At 72.6% G+C, this 19,150-nt stretch carries 17 protein-coding genes; 7 read left to right on the top strand and 10 right to left on the bottom strand.

Annotated elements, in window-relative coordinates; translation table 11 throughout:
- The first annotated feature begins 32 nt into the window (after nt 1-32).
- Both IF46_RS0121005 and IF46_RS0121000 read left to right on the top strand, forming a co-directional pair.
- Nucleotides 33-578, top strand: coding sequence for a hypothetical protein (locus IF46_RS0121005; protein ID WP_030490060.1), 546 nt, complete (start codon nt 33-35; stop codon nt 576-578).
- A 36-nt stretch (nt 579-614) separates the two neighbouring features.
- Nucleotides 615-2,828 carry an AAA family ATPase gene (locus IF46_RS0121000; protein ID WP_030490059.1) on the top strand — a complete coding sequence of 738 codons (2,214 nt, stop codon included), beginning with the start codon at nt 615-617 and terminating at the stop codon, nt 2,826-2,828.
- Nucleotides 2,829-2,833: 5 nt separating this feature from the next.
- Here the strand turns inward: IF46_RS0121000 and IF46_RS0120995 are convergent, their stop codons facing one another.
- From IF46_RS0120995 to IF46_RS0120970, 6 genes are all read right to left on the bottom strand, one after another.
- The gene (locus IF46_RS0120995) at nt 2,834-3,343 is read right to left on the bottom strand and encodes a GNAT family N-acetyltransferase (protein WP_030490058.1); all 510 of its coding nucleotides are present in this window, start codon (nt 3,341-3,343) and stop codon (nt 2,834-2,836) included.
- A gap of 140 nt (nt 3,344-3,483) precedes the next feature.
- Entirely contained in the window at nt 3,484-4,341 is an 858-nt protein-coding gene (locus IF46_RS0120990; protein WP_051724046.1) for a hypothetical protein, read from the bottom strand.
- Between the two features lie 94 nt (nt 4,342-4,435).
- Nucleotides 4,436-4,837 (bottom strand): DUF3263 domain-containing protein, encoded by a 402-nt coding sequence (locus tag IF46_RS0120985; protein WP_030490056.1) that lies wholly within the window; start codon nt 4,835-4,837, stop codon nt 4,436-4,438.
- Nucleotides 4,838-4,947: 110 nt separating this feature from the next.
- Nucleotides 4,948-5,964 (bottom strand): ABC transporter permease subunit, encoded by a 1,017-nt coding sequence (locus IF46_RS0120980; RefSeq protein ID WP_030490055.1) that lies wholly within the window; start codon nt 5,962-5,964, stop codon nt 4,948-4,950.
- Nucleotides 5,961-6,971, bottom strand: coding sequence for an ATP-binding cassette domain-containing protein (locus tag IF46_RS0120975; RefSeq protein ID WP_036392748.1), 1,011 nt, complete (start codon nt 6,969-6,971; stop codon nt 5,961-5,963). The genes IF46_RS0120980 and IF46_RS0120975 overlap by 4 nt, the downstream gene beginning before the upstream one ends.
- A 121-nt stretch (nt 6,972-7,092) precedes the next feature.
- Nucleotides 7,093-7,878, bottom strand: coding sequence for a DeoR/GlpR family DNA-binding transcription regulator (locus tag IF46_RS0120970; protein WP_030490053.1), 786 nt, complete (start codon nt 7,876-7,878; stop codon nt 7,093-7,095).
- Between the two features lie 200 nt (nt 7,879-8,078).
- Here IF46_RS0120970 and IF46_RS0120965 point away from each other — a divergent pair, with 200 nt between their 5' ends.
- The 3 genes from IF46_RS0120965 to nagA are packed head-to-tail and all read left to right on the top strand — an operon-like array spanning nt 8,079 to nt 11,067.
- Nucleotides 8,079-9,011: an SIS domain-containing protein gene (locus IF46_RS0120965; protein ID WP_030490052.1), complete on the top strand. Its 933-nt coding sequence runs from the start codon at nt 8,079-8,081 to the stop codon at nt 9,009-9,011.
- Nucleotides 9,008-9,961 (top strand): ROK family protein, encoded by a 954-nt coding sequence (locus IF46_RS0120960; protein WP_030490051.1) that lies wholly within the window; start codon nt 9,008-9,010, stop codon nt 9,959-9,961. Before IF46_RS0120965 ends, IF46_RS0120960 begins: the two co-directional genes overlap by 4 nt.
- Nucleotides 9,958-11,067 (top strand): N-acetylglucosamine-6-phosphate deacetylase, encoded by a 1,110-nt coding sequence (gene nagA / locus IF46_RS0120955; protein WP_030490050.1) that lies wholly within the window; start codon nt 9,958-9,960, stop codon nt 11,065-11,067. Before IF46_RS0120960 ends, nagA begins: the two co-directional genes overlap by 4 nt.
- A gap of 43 nt (nt 11,068-11,110) precedes the next feature.
- Here nagA and IF46_RS0120950 read toward each other — a convergent pair whose 3' ends face one another.
- Nucleotides 11,111-12,334 carry a DUF4032 domain-containing protein gene (locus tag IF46_RS0120950; protein WP_198041490.1) on the bottom strand — a complete coding sequence of 408 codons (1,224 nt, stop codon included), beginning with the start codon at nt 12,332-12,334 and terminating at the stop codon, nt 11,111-11,113.
- Between the two features lie 90 nt (nt 12,335-12,424).
- Here IF46_RS0120950 and IF46_RS0120945 point away from each other — a divergent pair, with 90 nt between their 5' ends.
- Entirely contained in the window at nt 12,425-13,171 is a 747-nt protein-coding gene (locus IF46_RS0120945) for a phosphatase PAP2 family protein (protein WP_030490048.1), read from the top strand.
- A gap of 11 nt (nt 13,172-13,182) precedes the next feature.
- Entirely contained in the window at nt 13,183-14,421 is a 1,239-nt protein-coding gene (locus IF46_RS0120940; protein WP_030490047.1) for an APC family permease, read from the top strand.
- Between the two features lie 27 nt (nt 14,422-14,448).
- On the opposite strand, the gene IF46_RS0120935 is transcribed toward IF46_RS0120940, so the two are convergent.
- From IF46_RS0120935 to IF46_RS0120925, 3 genes are read right to left on the bottom strand one after another with little or no spacing between them, the layout of a single operon-like run.
- Nucleotides 14,449-15,234, bottom strand: coding sequence for an ABC transporter permease (locus tag IF46_RS0120935; protein WP_030490046.1), 786 nt, complete (start codon nt 15,232-15,234; stop codon nt 14,449-14,451).
- The gene (locus IF46_RS0120930; RefSeq protein ID WP_030490045.1) at nt 15,231-16,220 is read right to left on the bottom strand and encodes a daunorubicin resistance protein DrrA family ABC transporter ATP-binding protein; all 990 of its coding nucleotides are present in this window, start codon (nt 16,218-16,220) and stop codon (nt 15,231-15,233) included. Before IF46_RS0120930 ends, IF46_RS0120935 begins: the two co-directional genes overlap by 4 nt.
- 30 nt (nt 16,221-16,250) lie before the next feature.
- Entirely contained in the window at nt 16,251-19,094 is a 2,844-nt protein-coding gene (locus tag IF46_RS0120925) for a BTAD domain-containing putative transcriptional regulator (RefSeq protein WP_051724045.1), read from the bottom strand.
- Between the last annotated feature and the right edge of the window lie 56 nt (nt 19,095-19,150).

Raw genomic sequence — 19,150 nt, 5'->3', positions numbered from 1 at the left:
CGGCTCCGGCCGTGGCGGGAAGAGGTGATCTGGTGAGGGGCGACCTGGACGAGACGCTGGCCCGGCTGGCCCGACGTGAGGAGGCGTCACGCCGTCGGGCCACCGACCGCGACGACACCACGGCACCGACGCGCCCACACGGGCTCGGTGGCGCCGCACCATCGCGCCAACACGGGCTCGACGGCGATGCCCGCGATGCCCGGTCGGGCCGGCACGACCCGCGGCACGCCGGGGTGGAGGCCCCGAGCGACGTCCCCGGATGGGGGCCGGTCGAGGAGGTGGCCGAGGCGGTCCGCCAGGTCGTCGCGGCCTATCCCGGGCTGGCGGTGACCGTGCAGGTGGAGCACGCCGGGCGGGCGTACCCGATGCGGGTCTCCTGGGACGGGCCCGCTGTCACGGTCGGACCGGTGCCTCCGCCGGCCCCGGTGGAGCCCCCGCCGGCCTGGCCGCTCTCCGGCCGGACGGTGCCTGCCTGGGCACCCGGCCCGGACGGGTTGACCCCGGACCCGGCGGCCCGGTTGGCCGAGCTGATCCGGCGCGACCCGTCGCTGTTGGACGAGCTGGATCCGCGGCGCTGACCGGCGGGGCTGGCCGCGGGCGGCTACGGTCGGGCGGTGGCGCAACCCGACCTGACCCTGACGGCGAGCCTGCGGCCGGCCGCGCTGGACGCCCGACGGGGCATCGTGCGCCTGCACCCGGAGGCGCTGACCGCGCTGGGGCTACGCCCGGGCGACCCGGTCCGCCTTGCCGGCCGCCGGGAGACGGCCGGGATCGCGGCGGCGGCTGCGCCGGGCTCGAGCAGCGCCCTGCTGTACGCCGACGACCTGACGTTGGGCAACCTGGGTCTGCGCGACGGCGGTCAGGTGCGGGTCAGCCCGGTGCCGTTGGTCCCGGCGAGCCGGGTCGTCCTGGCCGGGCCGGTGGGGGTCGTCGCGGCGGTCAGCCCGGAGATGCTCCGGCTCGCCCTGCTGGGCAAGGTGCTCACCGCCGGCGACGACGTGTCGCTGCTGCCGCAGGACGTGCTGCCGGACGCCTCGGTGCGCAGTCTGGTCGAGGCGGCGCGACGCAGCCTCGCCAACACCGTCGGTTTCGCCTGGACCAGCACCCTGCTCACCGTGATCACGGTCGAGCCGACGGCCGGCGCGCTGGTCACCATGGGCACCTCGGTCGCCTGGGAGCACGGCGCGGCGACCCACGGCGGGCCGGTCCCGGTCGACACCGCGCCGGCCCGGCCCGGCGGCAGCACCGACGCGGTCGCGGCGGACGACGCGCCCGACGTGGACGAGTTGCCCGGGCTACGGGCCCAGGCCGATGAGTTGACCGAGCTGCTCGACCTCGGCTTCCACCACCGGGAGGTGTTGGGCCGCCTCGGCACCACCATCTCGTTGGGAGTGTTGCTCGTCGGCCCGGCCGGTTCCGGGAAGGCGGCGCTGGTCCGGGCTGTTGCCGCCCGGGTCGGTGCCCGCGTCCACCCGCTCTGGGCGCCCGAGGTGGCCGCGCTGGCCAATCAGGCCGCAGCCGAGCGGCTGCGCGTCGCGGCGACGGCGGCCCGAGCCGGAGGGCCGGCGGTGCTGCTGGTCACCGACGTCGAGGCGCTCGCACCGGCGGACGATCCCGGCCCGGTGGCGACGGTGTTCCGCCAGGTGCTCGCGGAGAGCATTCGCGCTGGCGTCGCCGTGGTCTGCGCCACCGGCCGACCGGAGGCGGTCGATCCCGCACTGCGCGCGCCGGACCTGCTGTCGCTGCGGATCAGCGTCCCGCTCCCGGATCAGGCGCTGCGCCGTGAACAGCTCACCGTGCTGACCCGGCAGGTGCCGTTGGCCGACGACGTCCGGCTGGACGAGGTGGCCGCGCGTACCCCGGGGTTCGTCGCGGCGGACCTGGCCGCGCTGGTCCGGGAGGCCGGGGTACGCGCGGCGCTGCGGCAGAAGTCCGCCGAGACGCCGACGGTGTCGATGGCCGACTTCACCGCCGCCCGGGAGGTGGTCCGGCCCACCACGATGGCGGCGTCCACCCTGGATCTGGCCTCGGTGACCCTGGACGACGTCGGTGGCCTCGGCGAGGTGAAGCAGACGCTCACCGAGTCGGTGCTGTGGCCGCTTACCTACCCGGACACCTTCGCCCGGCTCGGGGTGCAGCCGCCGCGCGGCGTGCTTCTCTACGGGCCGCCGGGCTGCGGCAAGACCTACCTGGTCACCGCGCTGGCCGGGTCGGGGCGGGCCAACGTGCTGTCGGTCAAGGGCGCTGAGTTGCTCTCCAAGTGGGTCGGTGAGAGCGAACGCGCGGTCCGCGAGCTGTTCCGTCGAGCCCGCGAGGCGGCCCCCACGCTGATCTTCCTGGACGAGGTGGACGCACTGGCCCCGGTACGCGGCCAGGCCACCGACGGTGGTACCACGGACCGGGTGGTCGCCGCCCTGCTCACCGAGTTGGACGGGGTGGAGACGCTGCGCAACGTCGTGGTGGTCGGCGCGACGAACCGGCCGGACCTGGTCGACCCGGCGCTGCTGCGACCGGGCCGGATGGAGCGGCTGGTCTACGTGCCGCCGCCGGACGGGCCCGCCCGCGCGGAGATCCTGCGGGCCGCGTCCCGGCAGGTGCCGTTGGCACCGGACGTCGACCTGTCCGCCCTCGGCGAGGACCTGACCGGCTTCTCCGCCGCCGACTGCGCGGCGCTGGTCCGGGAGGCCGCACTGGCCGCGATGCGGGAGTCGCTCGCCGCCGCCACGGTCACCGCTGAGCACATGGCGACCGCGCGGGCCCGGGTACGCCCCTCGCTGGACCCGGCCCAGGTCGCCGGGCTGGCCGCGTACGCCGCCAACCGGGAGTAAGCCCTTTAGAGCGCAGGCGGCGTCGAGTCGAGGCAGATCTCGGCGCGCACCTTGCCGCCGTCCTCGTGCAGTTTCGCGCCGCACTTGCGCAGGACGGCGACCGCGCCGATGTTGTCCGGGGTCGTCTCGGCGACCACCGCCCGCATACCCGCCCGAGCGGCGGCGTTCAGCAGCTCCCGCAGGGCTGCCGCGCCGATCCCCTGCCCCCGTGCCGAGCGGCCGAGCCACATGCCGGTCTCCACCGTGCCGGGCTCGTCACAGCGCGTCATCCGCACCATGCCCATCACCTCGCCGCCGACGAGGATGGCGTACATCTGGGAACGGGTCGGGCCGTCCAGCCCGCGGAAGCTCGCCCGATGGAATTCCCGAAACGCCTCGCGGCGGGCGAGTGACCAGCCGGCAGGCGCCTCGACGGGGGGCATGACATCACCGGGCTCCGCCTCCGCAGCCGCTACGGAGAGCAATGGCTCCAGGTTCCGCTCGTCCACCGGCTCCAGCCGGACCGCACCCGCCACGTGCCGCAGTCTGCCGCCCCCATCGGCCGAAGTCCACCCCATTGGCCATCCACTGGCGGTCCGGCCAGCGGTACCGGCCGGTCGGGCGGCCTGGGTGTTCCACCTCACGCTCTGTTGTCACCCGACCGGGTGGCGAACGCTCAGATCGCTGCGGGGAACTCGCAGAACACCACCGACGCGTCGTCGGTGGACTTGTGCCGGCGCAGTCGGTCGGGATGGTCGCGCTCGGCGTCCCGCACCCGGTCGAGCAACGCGCCAGGCCCGTCGGCGCTCAGCAGGTCGAGCAGCCCAGCCCAGTCGGTCAGCGCGAACTGCTCTACCGCGCTGGACGCGCCGTCACTGAGCAGCGCCGCCCGCCGCACCGCAGCCGGACCGTGCCGAGGCACGCTCCCGGTCACCGCGTGGAAGGCCGCGTCCGGGTCGGAAGCCGCCACCCAGTAGCCGTGGGTGCGGTTCATCCGTTCCCGTTGGACGCTCACAGCGTGCCGGAACCGGGTGACCGGGTCCGCCGCGCCGCTCGGCACGATGGCCACGGTCTCCCGTAGCTCCGCCATCGTCGTGTCCAGCCGGTCGTCGGTGATCACGCTGACCTGCCCGCCTACGTCGAGGACCAGTGGGCTGTCGCAGAGCACCAGGTAGTCCACCTGGTCGCCGCAGTCGCGCAGGAGGCAGACCGTGCTGGACGGGGTGCCGGGATGGTCGAGGTCGCACTGCCCGCCGTGGTCGGCGCGCACGGCGAGGATGGCCGCGGCCAGGTTGCTGGTCAGCCGGGCGGCAGGGCGTACCGCCTGGGCGACGCCGAGCCGGGCGGCCAGGTGCCGGACGTACCACTCGGGCCCGTGCACGCAGCCGGTGTCGAAGCCCTCCGGCACTGTCGCGCCGTCCAGGACACCGACCAGTGGGCCGAACCGGAAGACCAGGTCCTCGTTGACCGGCCGGCCCGGGGCTGGCGCGGACGCGGAGCGTACCCGCATCACCGGTGCTCCCACGTGCGTCATAGCTCCGCCCCTCTGTCGCTTCGGCCCGCCGCGGCGATGCGCGCTCGCCGCGTACCCCGTGGGTCCGGCGACATTCCTGCCCCGGCCGAAGGGGTCAACGGCGGCGGTTGCGGGCGCGCGACGAGCGCAACCGGCGGAGTCGGCTGATCAGCACGGGGTCGACGGCGAGTGCGGCCGGATTGTCAAGCAGGCCGTTGAGCAGCTGGTAGTACCGGGTCGAGGAGACCCCGAAGGTGTCCCGGACGGCCTGCTCCTTGGCGCCGGCGTGCCGCCACCACTGCTGCTCGAAGGCGAGGATGGCCCGCTCCCGCTCGGTGAGCCCAGGTGCAGGATCAGCGGGCTCGGCCGGCTCGGCGGGCAACTCCGGCTCGTCGGCGGTCTCGATGGGCGGTGCCGGTCGGGGGGTCGGGACGGTCGGACCGGCACCACCCTTGACCTCGCCCGGACGAGCGTCGGTGGACGGCTCGGGGGCAGCCGGGGTGGCGTCGGCGGACATGCCGCTCAGCCTAGCCAGGGGCGAGCTGGGACGCAGCAAGCGGCGCGGCCGGTCCGAATCGCCGGGAACCCCGACGGCCGAGCCGACCGCGCCGCGTCACTTCGGTCAGGTCAGGAGATGTCGCGGCGACGCATCACCCAGAGCGCCGCCCCGAGGATCACCACCACCCCGACCGAGAGCAGGACGGAGGACTGCTGCCAGGTGATCTCCATCGTGGCTGGCTTGCACTCCCCGAAGTAGGTCGCGTTGCAGGCGTTCCAGTCCTCCAGCTTGACCGTCTTCGTCATCCAGGCCAGCGCGTAGGTGGGCAGCAACCACGCCTCGGCGAACCGCACGCCGGCCATGGAGAGCAGGATGCCCAGGCCGAACTGGCCGACCACCATCACCGCCACCACGCCACCGAGGGCCATCGCGGTGTGCCGACCCAGGGAGGCCAGGGCGAAGCCGATGGTGGTGAGCACCAACACCAGCGCCACACCGCGTACGCCGGTCAGCATGAACGACTGCCAGACCCCGGACGTCATCTTCTCGGTGCTGCCCCGGAAGTTGGCGACCGCCCAGAACCCGGCAAACCACAGCACCGCAGCCGGAAGCGTCACCGCCAGGATGCCGGTGAGCAGGGCTGCCAGCTTGGTGAGCAGTACGGTGAGTCGCTTCGGTCGCCACAGCAGCAGGTTCATCATGCCGCCGGTGCTCCACTCGGCGCCGACGAAGGACGCGCCGATGACGAACCCAACCAGGGCGAGGATCGCCGCGAACGGGATCAGCGTCTCGTCGAACGTCTCCTTGAAGTCGAACGTCGAGGGCAGGAACCACTCGGCCTTGATCTCCTCCCGGGGCGGCGGAGAGATCACAGAGCAGTCGTCCGGGTAGCGGCCGTCGGTCGCCGTGCCGGCCGTCTTGGCCTGCTGACACGCGGCGCGCTCCTGCTCGCTCCAGCGCACCTGCTCCTGGTACTGCTGGTCGGCCTGACGCTCGGCCTGGGCGAGCTGGCCGGCATCGATCTTCTGATTGGTGAAGAACACCCCGACCACCACCGCGGCCAGCACCAGCAGGCCGAGCAGTGTCATGTAGCGGGTAAAGCGCCGCTTGCTGAGCCGGCGTAGCTCGGTACGAAAGAGGCTCACGCGCCCCACCCTCCCCCGGCGGGACCGGGCTGACCCGTCCCGCCGACCTTCGTGGACTCGTCGACCTGCCGGTGCTGACCGGGCACCGGTGCGGTGGCGGTCAGTTCGAGGAAGACGCTCTCCAGATCGACCGCGATCGGTGCCAACTCGCTGACATAGAGGTTCTTCTCGGCGAGCAGCCGCGTCACCGACGCCGGCTTGTCGACGCCGGCCAGCATCAGGTGGTCCGGGTGACCGGTGACCCGGATCCCCGCCTGGGTGAGCGCCTCGGTGGCCACGGGCAGGTCGCTGACCGCCTCCAGCCGGATCCGGACCGCACCGGACGAGTGCTGCGCGAGCACCTCGTCGACCGGGCCGAACGCGACCCGTCGGCCCAGCGAGATGATGGTGACCGAGTCGCAGATCAACTGGATCTCACCGAGGATGTGGCTGGACAGCACCACCGTCATTCCGGACTCGGCGAGGGTGCGCATCAGCGTGCGCATCTCCCGGATGCCGCCTGGGTCGAGGCCGTTGGCCGGCTCGTCGAGGATGAGCAGCTTCGGGTTCTTCAGCAGGGCCGAGGCCACGGCGAGCCGCTGCTTCATACCCAACGAGTACGTCTTGACCCGCTCGCCGGACCGGTCGCGCAGCCCGACGAGCTCCAGCACCTCGTCGACCCGGGTGGCCGGCACCTCGCCCGCCCCGGCCAGCAGGGACAGCGTGTCCCGTGCCGTGAAGTGCGGGAAGAACTGCGGGCTCTCCACGATCGCGCCGACCTGGCCGGCGACCGTGGGCAGCGCGTCGGGGACCTCGTGCCCGAGCAGCGTCATCCGACCGCCGTCGGGTCGGATCAGGCCGAGCAGGGTACGCAGCGTGGTGGTCTTGCCGGACCCGTTGGGGCCTAGGAAGCCGTGCACCTGCCCCGCGTCGACCCGCATGTCGAAGCCGTCGAGCGCGTTGCGGGTGCCGCGCCGACGACTCTTGTACGTCTTACGTAGACCTTCGATCTCCAGGACAGCTGGCAAGCTGCACCTCCCCCGATGGGTGGGCGTGACAGCCGACACCATACGCGGTATGCAGAAGCGCGCAATACGCGGTATGCATCGACGCGCCGAACAGGCTAATTCATCGACGGAACGTGACCGCTCAGGCGCAGATGACCTGCACCCCGGCAGCGCGGAACGCGTCCACCACCTCTGGGGCGGCGCCGGAGTCGGTCACCAGCGTCTCCACCCGTTCGACCGGGCAGATCCGGGCGAAGGCGTGACCCCCCAGTTTGGACGAGTCCGCGATGATCACCACGCGCTTGGCGCGGGCCACCATCAGGTTGTTCATCGCCGCCTCCCCCTCGTGGTGGGCGGCGGCACCGAGCTGCGGGTCGATCGCGTCCACACCGAGCAGGGCGACGTCCAGGGTGACCTCACGCAGCAGCGCCCCGCCCAGCGGGCCAACCAACTCGAACGACTTCGGGCGGACCACGCCGCCGGCCACCACGACCTTCATCCGAGATCGGACCAGCAGCTCGTTGGCGATGTTCAGCGCATTGGTCACCACGGTGAGCTGCGCACCCTCGGCGCTGGTGTTCAGATCCGGTCGGACGGCGAGGGCCCTGGCCACCTCGGTGCTTGTGGTGCCGCCGTTCAGGCCGACCACGGTGCCCGGCGTGACGAGCGCCGCGGCGGCCGCCCCGATCCGCTGCTTCTCGGCCGAGTGCTTGGCCGTCTTGTAGCGCAGCGGCAGGTCGTACGACACGCCGTTGGCGACCGCGCCGCCCCGGGTCCTCGTGATCATTTGCTGCTGCCCGAGCTGGTCGAAGTCACGCCGGATGGTGGCCTGGGAGACGTCCAGCCGCTCGGCTGCCGCCTCGACGCTGACCCGGCCGTTGTCGGTCAGCATTTCGAGCAGGGCGTTCCATCTGGCGTACCGATCCACTGCGGGGGCCCTCCCAGCAACTGCACGGACGGTGATTGATTGCGTGCACACTAGTGCGCAAAACTAGGCTGGCGCAAAAGACCGACCTGCGCGATCGGCTCGCCGGTTGCCATGGTCACCTGCGCTCGCGCAGAATAACGCGCGAAATGCGGGTCTAATGAGCCGTATTGCGCATCGGTCGGCCCTGCGAGGAGTTCCTCATGGCATACGTGGACGCGGAGATCGCGAGCCAACCCGACTGCTGGCGGGAGGCGGCCGGGCTGGCCGAGGTCGTCCGCGGTGACCTGCCGCGCCCCGGTGAGCGGGTCGCCGTCGTCGGTTGCGGCACGTCGTGGTTCATGGCGATGGCGTACGCGGCCCGCCGCGAGCAGGCCGGTCAGGGTGAGACCGACGCGTTCCAGGCGTCCGAGTTTCCCGCCGGCCGCAACTACGACCGGTTGATCGCGATCACTCGTTCCGGCACCACCACCGAAGTTCTGGAACTGCTCGCCGCGCTGCGCGGCCGGACACCCACCACGGTCATCGTCGGTGACCCGGCATCCCCGGCGGTCGACCTGGCCGCCGCCACCGTGACCATGCCCTTCGCCGACGAGCGGTCGGTGGTGCAGACCCGCTTCGCGACGACCGCGTTGGCCCTGCTCCGGGCCCACCTCGGTGACCCGGTGGTCGCGCTCGCCGCCGACGCCGAGGTGGCGGTGCGATCCCCGCTGCCGATCGACCCGGCCACCATCGAGCAGGCGACCTTCCTCGGTCGGGGGTGGACGATCGGGCTGGCCCAGGAAGCGGCGTTGAAGTGCCGCGAGACGGCCACCTTCTGGGCCGAGGCGTACCCAGCGATGGACTACCGGCACGGGCCCATCTCGGTTGCCGCGCCGGGCCGGCTGGTCTGGGCGTTCGGTGAGCTACCCGACGGGCTGCCCGAGGATGTGGCCGCCACCGGCGCGGCCTTCGTGCACAGCCGCACGCACGGTTGGCGCACGGTGCTGGGCAGCTGGTCCGCCGGCCGTACCCCGGTCGATCCGATGGCCGACCTGATCCTGGCCCAGCGCTTCGCGGTCGCGCTGGCGACCAGCCGGGGCCTCGACCCGGACGCGCCACGACACCTGTCCCGTTCAGTGGTTCTCGCGCCATGAGCGACGACCGCGTGGTCGTTGCGCTGGACGTGGGCGGCACGGGCATGAAGTGCGCCCTGGTCCGACCGGACGGCGTCGCGGTGCGCACCGAGCGGCACCCGACCGACGCCGCGCGCGGCCCAGCCGCCGTGGTCGGCACCATCCTGGACGTGGCCGATGGGCTGGCCGACAAGGCCCGCGCCGACGGGCTCACCCCGATCGCCGTCGGCATCGCCGTGCCCGGGGTGGTGGACGAGGCGCGCGGAGTCGCGGTCTGGTCGGCGAACGTGGGCTTCCGGGACGTACCCCTGCGGGACCTGGCGGTGGCGCGGCTCGGTCTACCGACGGCGCTCGGCCACGACGTGCGTGTCGGTGGTCTCGCCGAGGCCCGGCTCGGCGCCGGACGCGGCACCGGGCACGTGCTCTTCGTGGCGATCGGCACCGGCATCGCCGCCGCACACATCGTCGACGGCACGGCCGCCGTGGGTGCCCATGGCGCGGCCGGGGAGATCGGCCACATCCTGGTCCGGCCCGACGGCCCACGCTGCGGCTGCGGCCGGCCCGGCTGCCTGGAGACCTTCGCGTCGGCCGCCGCGATCGGCCGCCGCTACACCGAGCTGGCCGGCGAGACCGCCGACGCTGCGGTGGCGGCCGCCGAGGTGGCCGAGCGGGCCGCAGCCGGCGAACCTCTCGCCGGTCGGGTCTGGCAGGAAGCGATCGAGGCGCTCGCCGACGGCCTCGCCACCGGGCAGGCGCTGTTCGACGTGGCGACGATCGTGCTCGGCGGCGGCCTGGCCCAGGCCGGGGACCGCCTGCTGACCCCGCTACGGGCGGCGCTGCACGATCGAATGACCTTCCACCGGGAGCCGCGCCTCGTCGCGGCAGCCCTCGGCGACGAGGCCGGTTGCCTCGGCGCCGCCCTGCTCGCCCTGGACGCCCTGCACGTCCGTGACCATCAGGAGATGCGATGACCGTACGGGTGAACGGCCGAGTGGTGACCCCGACCGGAGTCATTCGACAGGGCTGCGTCGAATGGGACGGGGATCGGATCACGGCGGTGGCCGAGTACCCGTCGGTGCGCGATGGGCACTGGATCCTGCCCGGCTTCGTCGACATGCACACGCACGGCGGCGGCGGGCACACCTTCACCACCGGGGATGCCGACGAGGCCCGCGCGGCGGCCGGCTTCCACCTCGCGCATGGCACCACCACCCTGCTGGCCAGCCTGGTCAGCGCACCCTTTCCGCTGATGCGTACGGCCACCGAGGCGTTCGCCCCGCTTGTCGACGAGGGGGTGCTGGCGGGGGTCCACTTCGAGGGGCCGTACCTGTCGACCGCCCGCTGCGGCGCGCAGAACCCCGAGTACCTGCGCGACCCGTCGACCGACGAGCTGACCGAGCTGATCGAGCTGGGCCGAGGTGCCGTCCGCATGGTCACCATCGCTCCGGAGCGCGACGGCGCGCTGGAGGCGATCAAGCTGCTCGCCGCGCATCGGGTGGTGGCGGCGGTGGGCCACACCGATGCCACGTACGACCAGACCCGCGCCGCGGTGGCAGCCGGCGCCAGTGTCGGCACCCACCTGTTCAACGGGATGCGGCCGGTGCATCACCGCGAGCCGGGGCCGGTGGTGGCCCTGCTCGACGCGCCCACCGTGATCTGCGAGCTGGTCGCCGACGGGGTGCACCTACACGACGGCATGCTGACCTTCGTCACGGCGACCGCCGGCCCGGACCGTGCCGCGCTGATCACCGACGCGATGGCCGCCGCCGGAATGCCCGACGGCGAGTACGAGCTGGGCGGGCAGGCCGTGACCGTCGCCGACGGGGTGGCCCGGCTCGCCCGCGACGGCGCGATCGCCGGCAGCACGCTGACCATGGACGCTGCGCTGCGGCACGCCGTGAATGCCGGAATCCCGATCTCCGACGCCGCACGGATGGTGGCCACCACCCCGGCGCGAGCCATCGGCCTGGGCGATCGGGTCGGGTCCCTTCAGGTGGGTCTCCGCGCCGACCTGGTAGTGCTCGACGACGACCTCAACGTGGTGCGCGTGCTGCGCGGCGGCTCCTGGGTCCAGTGACCGTGGCCGTGGCCCGCATGCCTCCGCCGCAGCCTTGCTGGTCCTAGCTCAGGGTGGGGATCTCCACGCCGAGGACGGCCTGCTCGTCGGGGCGGTGCACCAGCACGTCGGAGAGGTACGACTGGACCGCGTGGCGCATTCCGACGTCCCGGCCGGCCTGCTCGGAGAGCAGCCACTTGTGCTCGATGATCTGGGCGAACAGCTCCTGCGGCTCCAGCTTGCGGCGCAGGTGCGCGGGGACGGCCCGGACCACCGGCTCGAAGACCTCGGTGAGCCAGCGGTGGGCGGCCTGCTGCTCGTCGGCCAGGTCGCTTTCCGCCCGGTAGGCGTCCAGGTCGTTGAGCAGCTTGCGCGCCTGGTTCTCCTCGGCGTCCAGTCCGGTGAGCCGCAGCAGCCGCCGGGTGTGGTAGCCGGCGTCGACGACCTTCGGCCGGACCAGGAAACGCCCGCCGTCGATTGACGACATGGCCACCTCGGCGACGTCGAAGCCCAACTCGTTGAGGCGGCGGATCCGGCCCTCGATGTCGCGCCGGGCCTCCCGCTCGATCGCCTGCTCGTAGGTGATCTCGTGCCAGAGCCGCTCGTAGCGCTGCACGACCTCCTCGCAGACCACCTCCGGGTCGATGGACTCGTGCAGCAGGCCGGCGGCCTGCAGGTCCAGCGCCTCACCGAAGATGTTGACCCGGGCGATCTCCAGGTCCTCGCCGCGCTGACCGTTCGATAGGGAGTTGTGCAGGGCGCCCGTCTCCGCGTCCACCAGGTAGGCGGCGAAGGCGCCCGCGTCCCGGCGGAACAGCGTGTTCGACAGCGAGCAGTCGCCCCAGAAGAAGCCGGTGAGGTGCATCCGCACGATCAGGGCGGCGAGCGCGTCGAGCAGCCGGCTCATCGTCTCCGGCCGCAGGGTGTGCGAGAAGAGCGCCCGGTACGGCAGCGAGAACTGCAGGTGCCGCGTGATCAGCACCGATTCGAGGGGCTCCCCGTCGTCGGTCTGCCGGTCGGCGACCACCGCCACCGCCTCGACCGAGGGGAAGTCGATCCGCTCCAGGGCCCGCAGCAGGTCGTACTCCCGCTCGGCGATCCGCTCGCGGGTCTCCTTGAACGCGTACACGAAGTCGCCCAACCGAACAAACCGGACGATGTGCCGGGAGATGCCCTGCGGCAGCGCCACCAGGTGTTGGGCAGGCCACTCCTCCAGCGGTGTCGACCAGGGCAGGTCGAGCAGCGCCGGGTCCACGAGGGCAGACGTGATCCGCACGGGCACAAGCATGACTGGTTACCCCCCGCATCCGCCCCTGATCGTGGTTGGGCCCACAGCGCCGAACACCCCGGCCTCGCGCCGGGCCGGTAGCGTGGTCGCGTGCTCAAACCCACAGCGGTACGACGTGACCTGCGGCTACGGCCCGTCCGCCCGGCCGGCTGGTGGTTCGACGTGCTCCTGCTGGTCGGGTTCGGCGCGTTGACCCTGGCCCTCGCCAACGGCGCGTTGCTCGGTCTGGACCTCGCCGTCCGGGAATGGGCCTATGCCCATCACCCGGCACCGATCTATTGGACGGCGCGGGCGTTCAACCTTCTCGGGCAGGGTGGTTGGCTGCTGATGCCAGTCTCCGGGGCCCTGGCCCTGGCCCTGGCCTGGCGGGCCCGCACCGTACGGCCGCTGCTGCTGTTGGCCGGGGCGTTCGTGCTCCTGTACCTGACGGTCGGGCCACTCAAGGTCCTAACCGACCGGGCCGCACCCAGCTCGGATCTGCCGCCTACCCAGTCGGTTCGGATCTTCAACGACCTCCCGCCGACCGAGTACGACCTCTCCTACCCGTCTGGGCACGTGGCCAACGCCATCGTCTGGTACGGGGTCATGGCCGTGCTGCTGACCGCGCTGACGGCCGGGCGGCTGCACCCGAGCGTGCACCGACTGATCCGGGTCGCGCCGCCAGCAATCCTGCTGGTCACCACCACCTACCTGAACTTCCACTGGCTCACCGACGGCGTGGCGGCCCTGCTGCTCGGGCTCTTCCTGGACCGGCTGCTGCACCGGGTGCCCTGGGACGATCTGCCGATCCCCAGCCGGTTACGCGCGTGGGACCAGCCGTTCACCTCGTACCCCTAGGGTTTCGGTCCGTGAATCAACTGGCGCGGCGACTCGGCGTACCCGATGCGGTTGTCATTGGGCTGGGCTCGATGCTCGGTGCGGGCGTATTCGTGGTCTTCGGCCCGGCCGTGGCGGCGGCCGGCGGTGCCGGTCTGCTGCCCGCGCTGGCGCTGGCCGGCTTCGTCGCCTTCTGCAACGCGACCAGCTCGGCGCGGCTCGCGGCCCGTTACCCGGAGTCCGGCGGCACCTACGTCTACGGGCGGGAGCGCCTCGGGCCGTTCGCCGGGTTCCTGGCCGGCTGGGGCTTCGTGGTCGGCAAGACGGCGAGCTGCGCGGCGATGGCGTTGACCATCGGGGCGTACCTGTGGCCTGGTCAGGCCCGACTGGTCGCCGTCGGCGCGGTGCTCGCGGTGACCGCAGTGAACCTACGCGGCATCGGCAAGACGGCCACCGTGACCAGAGCGTTGGTCGCGCTTGTGCTCGCGGTGCTGGCCCTCGTCACGGTCGTCGGTGTGGTGGGCGGGCCGGTGCACCTGGACCGACTCGGCGAGCCTGGCGGTTCGGCGCGGGGTGTGCTCACCGCCGCCGGGTTGCTGTTCTTCGCCTTCGCCGGTTATGCCCGGATCGCCACGCTCGGCGAGGAGGTCCGCGACCCGCAGCGGACCATTCCGCGCGCGGTGCCGCTGGCGCTCGGGGTGGTGCTCGCGATCTACCTGGTGCTGGCCGTGATCACGCTCGGCGTGCTCGGCGCCGACCGGCTGGCCGATTCCGCCGCACCCCTGGTCGACGTGGTGACCGCCGCCGGGCTGCCCGGCCTGGCGTGGGTGGTCCGCGCCGGCGCGACGATCGCGGTCGTCGGAGTGCTGCTGTCCCTGGTCGCCGGGGTCGGCCGGACCACCCTCGCGATGGCCCGCCGCCGTGACCTGCCCGGCGCGCTGGCCGCCGTGCATCAGGTGCGCCAGGTGCCGCACCGGGCAGAGCTGGCGGTCGCCGCCGTGGTGATCGTGGTGGTGCTGCTCGGCGACGTACGCCACGCGATCGGCTTCTCCAGCTGCACGGTGCTTGTCTACTACGCGATCACCAACGCGGCGGCGCTCACCCTGGGACGGGAGTCTGGTCGTCGACTGCCGGTGCAGGTGCTCGCCGGCCTGGGGCTGGCCGGGTGTCTGCTGCTCGCGGTCAACCTGCCCGTGACCAGCGTGCTCGCGGGGTTCGGTGTGCTCGCGGCCGGTGCCGCCTGGTACGCGCTGCGCCTCGCGCGCCGGTGACCCTCAGAGGCCACCGGCGCGTGGGGTTCAGCGGCTCAGCCGTTGGTAGCGGCGCACGGCCAACGGGGCGAACGTCGCGATAAGCAGCACCGGCCACAGCACCGCCAACAGCATCGCGTGCTCCGCCGGCCAGGAGTCGCCACCCAGGCCCGGGTTGCCGAACAGTTCGCGGATCGCCGCGACGGTGGCCGACAATGGGTTCCACTCCGAGATCGTCCCGATGACCGACGGCATCAGCTCGGGCGACACGAAGACGTTCGAGATCGCGGTGAACGGGAACGCCGCCGGGAAGACGATCACGCCGACCGTGTCCGGGTTGCGGACCAGCAGCGCCAGGTAGATCCCGACCCAGGTGATCGCGATTCGCAGCAGCAGCAGGAGCCCGACGGCGAGCAACGCCTTGCCGACACCCTGTCGCCACTGCCACCCGACGAGCAGCCCACACACCAAGAGGGTGGACATCTCCAGCAGGGCGCGCAGCAGGTCCGCGGCGCTGCGGCCGGTCATCAGGGCGGACCGCGCCATCGGCATCGACCGGAAACGGTCGACCACGCCCCGGCTGAGGTCCAGCGCCACGCCGGTCGCGGTGGCCCCCAGCCCGTAGAGCATCGTCATCACAAAGACCCCGGGCAGCAGGAACTCGCGGTAGTTGCCACCACCCGCCACCTGCATACCGCTGCCGAACACGTACCCGAAGACCAGCACGAACATGATCGGCAGCGAGAAGTAGAGGATCAGCTCCTCCGGCGCGCGGACCACGTGGGTCATGTTCCGCCTGGTCATCGTCCAGCCGTCGGTGATCGCCGTGGTCATGCCACCTCCGCCTTTCGTCCGGCCCCGACGGGCTCGCGGGTGTCGTCCGGCCGGTGCCCGGTCAGGTGCAGGAACGCCTCATCCAACGTCGCGCGCCGCAGGCCGATGTCCTCGACCGCGATCCCGGCGTCGTCCAGCGCGCGCACCACGTCGACCAGCCCGGCGACACGATCGACCACCGCCACGCTGAGCCGTCGGACCTCCGGGTCGAGTTCGGGCTCCGCGCCGCAGATCGGCGCGACGAGGCGGGCCGCGTGACTCAGCTCGGCCGCGTCGCGGACCACCACCTCGATCCGGTCGCCACCGGTCATCGCCTTCAGCTCGTCCGGTGAACCCTCGGCCACCACCCGCCCAGCGTCGATCACCGAGATCCGGTTGGCGAGCTGATCGGCCTCCTCCAGGTACTGCGTGGTGAGCAGCACCGTCGTCCCGTCCGCGACCAGACCGCGGACCAGGTCCCACACCTGGTTACGGCTGCGCGGGTCCAGGCCGGTCGTCGGCTCGTCCAGGAACAGCACGCGCGGTGTACGGATCAGACTGGCGGCGAGGTCCAGTCGGCGACGCATCCCACCCGAGTACTCGCCGGCGGACCGACCCGCCGCCTCGTCGAGCCCGAATCGTTCCAGCAGTTCGTCAGCGCGTCGACGGGCCTCCCGTCGGCCGAGTCGGAACAGCCTGCCGAACAGCTCCAGGTTCTGCCGGCCACTGAGGATCTCGTCGACTGCGGCGTACTGCCCGGTCAGCCCGATCCGGGTCCGCACCTCGTCCGGTTGGCGCAGCACGTCGTACCCGGCAACGGTGGCTCTTCCGGTGTCGAAGCGCAGCAGGGTGGTGAGGATTCGTACGGCCGTCGTCTTACCCGCGCCGTTCGGTCCCAGCAGTCCGTGCACCGTGCCGGCCGGCACGGTCAGGTCGAATGAGTCGAGCGCGCGGGTCGGGCCGTACCGCTTGCCCAGCCCCTCGGCGACCACCTCGAATGTCGTCATGCGCCTACGGTGCGGTCGAGCGCTGACGGATCACGCACCGTCCGCTGACGGCGGCGCGCCGGCCTTCTCCGCCTCGGTGATCTGCTCCAGGACCAGAATGATCTCCGCGCGGGCGGCGTCGCCGACGTACCAGCCGGTGAGCCCGCCAGCCAACGCCTCCTCGCAGAGCTGCCTCGCCGCAGCCAGGTCGCCACGGAGTCGGGCCACCTGAGCGAGGCCGAGCCGGGCGCTGGCCACGAACTCGGGCGCACCGCTGCGCTGCGCGAGAAGCAGGGCTTCCGCGAAGTCGTCGCGCGCACCTGAGAGGTCACCGGAGCGCAGCCTTATCTCGCCCCGGGTACGCAGCATGTCGGCCTGGTCGACGGCCGACCCGAGCGCCTCGGCCAGACCCATGGCCTCATCCATGTGGGCACCCGCCGCCGCTGGATCGCCCTGCCAGGCGGCGAGTTCGCCGAGCGCACCGAGCGTGATCATGGTGCCCCACCGGTCCCCGGTGCTCCGGAACCCGTCGAGCGCGGTGGTCAGCGCCGTCCTGGCCCGGTCCCAGTCGCCACTCCACATCAGCGCCGAGCCGCTGCCCATCGCACCGAGCGCGTTGATCCACGCGTCCGGGCCGACCAGCCGCCGCAGCTCCGCCATCAGCTCGTCGACATTCTCGGCACCGCCGGACGGCGGCCCGGTCGAAATCCCCGACAGGTACAGCAGGAACGGCTGTCGCGGCGGCCGGTCGAGACTGCGGATCACGGACGACTGCGTCCCGACGGACGGCAGGTGGCCGGAGCCGGCGAGCGAGGCGTTGTAGACGCAGAGGGCGAACTCCTCCCCCAGCCCCGGCGGTGCTTCGGTGCCGAGCAGTTCGAGGACGTCCGCGGCCAGCCGCGCGCCTTCCCCACGCATACCGCGCAGCCACCAGTAGAACGACAGGGCCGCGACCAGCCCGGCCGCGTCGGACGCGTCACCGGCCGCGGTGGCTCGGCGCAGCGCCGCGTGCAGGTTGTCCCGCTCCGCGTCCAGCAGTCGCAGCCAGTGCAGCTGTTCGGCACGCCGAAGGTGGTCGCTGGCGGTCCAGGCAAACTCCAGGAAGTACGCGGTGTGCGCGCGACGCAGTTGGTCGGCCTCGCCGGCCTCGGCGAGACGCTCGGCGCAGAAGGCCCGCACCGTCTCGAGCATCCGGTACCGGCCACCGGTCATCTCCACGAAGGACTTGTCGACCAGACCGGTGAGCGCGTCGACGAACTCGGAGGTGGATAGGCCGCAGACCCGCCCGGCCGCCTCCAGCGTGGCCCCACCTGCGAAGACGGTCAGCCGTCGGGCCACTCTGCGTTCGGCGTCGTCGAGCAGATCCCAACTCCACTCGACCACGGCCCGCAGCGTGCGGTGTCGCGCCGACACGGCCCGGCTGCCCGTCGACAGCAGCCGGAACCGGTCGTCGAGACGGGCGGCCACCGCGGCTACGGGCAGCGCCCGCAGCCGCGCGGCGGCCAGCTCGATCGCCAGCGGCAGGCCGTCGAGGCTGCGGCAGATCCGCAGCACCATCTCGACGTTGGCCGGCGTGATGGTGAAGTCGGGTACGACATCGGCGGCCCGCTGGGTGAAGAGGCCGACCGCCGCGTAGTCGTCCGCGTCCAGCGCCGACGCGCCGAGCGGTGGCAGGGCGAGCCCGGACAGCGGGCACAACGCCTCACCGGCCAGCCCGAGCGGCTCGCGACTCGTGGCCAGGACGCGCAACGCCGGGCACGCGCTCAGCAACCGGGCGGCCAGCCGGGCCGCGTCGACGACGACGTGCTCGCAGTTGTCGAGCACGAGCAGCAGACGCCGGTCGGCGAGCGCCTCGACCAGCCGGTCGGTGGTCCGCCGGCCCGGTTCGGCCGGGGCCCGCAGACCCGCGTCGCGCAGGCCGAGCGCGCTCAACACCGCCTGCGGTACGTCCGAACCGTCGGCCAACCCGGCCAGCTCGACGAAACAGACCTCGCCGTCGAGTCGGCCTGCGGCCTCGATCGCCAAGCGCGTCTTACCCGCGCCACCGGGGCCGATGAGGGTGACCAACCGGCGGTCCCCGAGCTGCTCGCCGACGCGCTTGAGTTCCGCCTCCCGCCCGACGAACGTGGTGAGCTGGCTCGGCAGGCCAGGTTCGGCCGCCGGGCGGTCCGCACCACGCAGCACGGCCAGGTGAATCGCGGCCAGCTCCGCCGACGGGTCGACGCCGAGCTGCTCGGCCAGCGTGTGCCGGGCTTCCTCGAACTCGGCCAGCGCCTCCGCCGGCCGACCCAGTGCGGCCAGGGCACGCATGAGCTGGCCCCGCGAGCGCTCCCGCAGGGGATACGCGACGACCAACTCCCGTAGCTCCGCGACCAGCGTGGCGTGCGCGCCCAATGCCAGGTCGGCGTCGACCCGATCCTCGATGGCGGCCAGCCGCAGCTCGTCCAGCCGAGCCGCCTGGGCGGGTGCGCCGATGGCATCGACCAGAGCGGGACCGCGCCACAGCTCCAGCGCCTCCCGCAACAGGTTCGCCGCCCGTGGCCAGTCGCCGTCGGCGAGCGCGCGGCGTCCCGCCTCGGCAAGCCGTTCAAAGCGGTACGCGTCGACGTCGTCGGGATCCACAGCCAGGCGATAACCGGCCGGGTGGAGTTCGACCGGGTCGTGCTCGGCGGGCAGGGCCTGACGCAGCCGCGACACCTGGGACTGGAGCGCGTTGGCCGCGCCTCGGGGCGGATGCTCCCCGTACAGGCCGTCGATCAGCCGCTCGGCGGAGACCACCCGACCCGCGTCGAGCAGGAGGAGCGCCAGCAGGGCGCGCAGCCGCGGACCGCCCACGGGGACCTCTCGCCCGTCGGCCAGCACCACCTGGGTCGGCCCCAGGATGCGGAAACGCATGCCGTCGATTGTCGCTCAGCCCCGGCCGGTTGCTGCTGAGCGATCAGCCGCTGAGC

Origin of the sequence: Micromonospora chokoriensis, from assembly GCF_000718555.1 — a bacterium.
Lineage (GTDB): Bacteria > Actinomycetota > Actinomycetes > Mycobacteriales > Micromonosporaceae > Micromonospora > Micromonospora chokoriensis_B.
This window is presented reverse-complemented; position numbering and strand designations above follow the sequence as displayed.

Excerpts from the sequence above, each read along its gene's own strand:
- IF46_RS0120990 (WP_051724046.1), bottom strand. The coding sequence starts at position 4,341 with ATGACGCACGTGGGAGCACCGGTGATGCGGGTACGCTCCGCGTCCGCG.
- IF46_RS0120985 (WP_030490056.1), bottom strand. The coding sequence starts at position 4,837 with ATGTCCGCCGACGCCACCCCGGCTGCCCCCGAGCCGTCCACCGACGCT.
- IF46_RS0120965 (WP_030490052.1), top strand. The coding sequence starts at position 8,079 with ATGGCATACGTGGACGCGGAGATCGCGAGCCAACCCGACTGCTGGCGG.
- IF46_RS0120960 (WP_030490051.1), top strand. The coding sequence starts at position 9,008 with ATGAGCGACGACCGCGTGGTCGTTGCGCTGGACGTGGGCGGCACGGGC.
- nagA (WP_030490050.1), top strand. The coding sequence starts at position 9,958 with ATGACCGTACGGGTGAACGGCCGAGTGGTGACCCCGACCGGAGTCATT.
- IF46_RS0120950 (WP_198041490.1), bottom strand. The coding sequence starts at position 12,334 with ATGCTTGTGCCCGTGCGGATCACGTCTGCCCTCGTGGACCCGGCGCTG.
- IF46_RS0120935 (WP_030490046.1), bottom strand. The coding sequence starts at position 15,234 with ATGACCACGGCGATCACCGACGGCTGGACGATGACCAGGCGGAACATG.
- IF46_RS0120930 (WP_030490045.1), bottom strand. The coding sequence starts at position 16,220 with ATGACGACATTCGAGGTGGTCGCCGAGGGGCTGGGCAAGCGGTACGGC.
- IF46_RS0120925 (WP_051724045.1), bottom strand. The coding sequence starts at position 19,094 with ATGCGTTTCCGCATCCTGGGGCCGACCCAGGTGGTGCTGGCCGACGGG.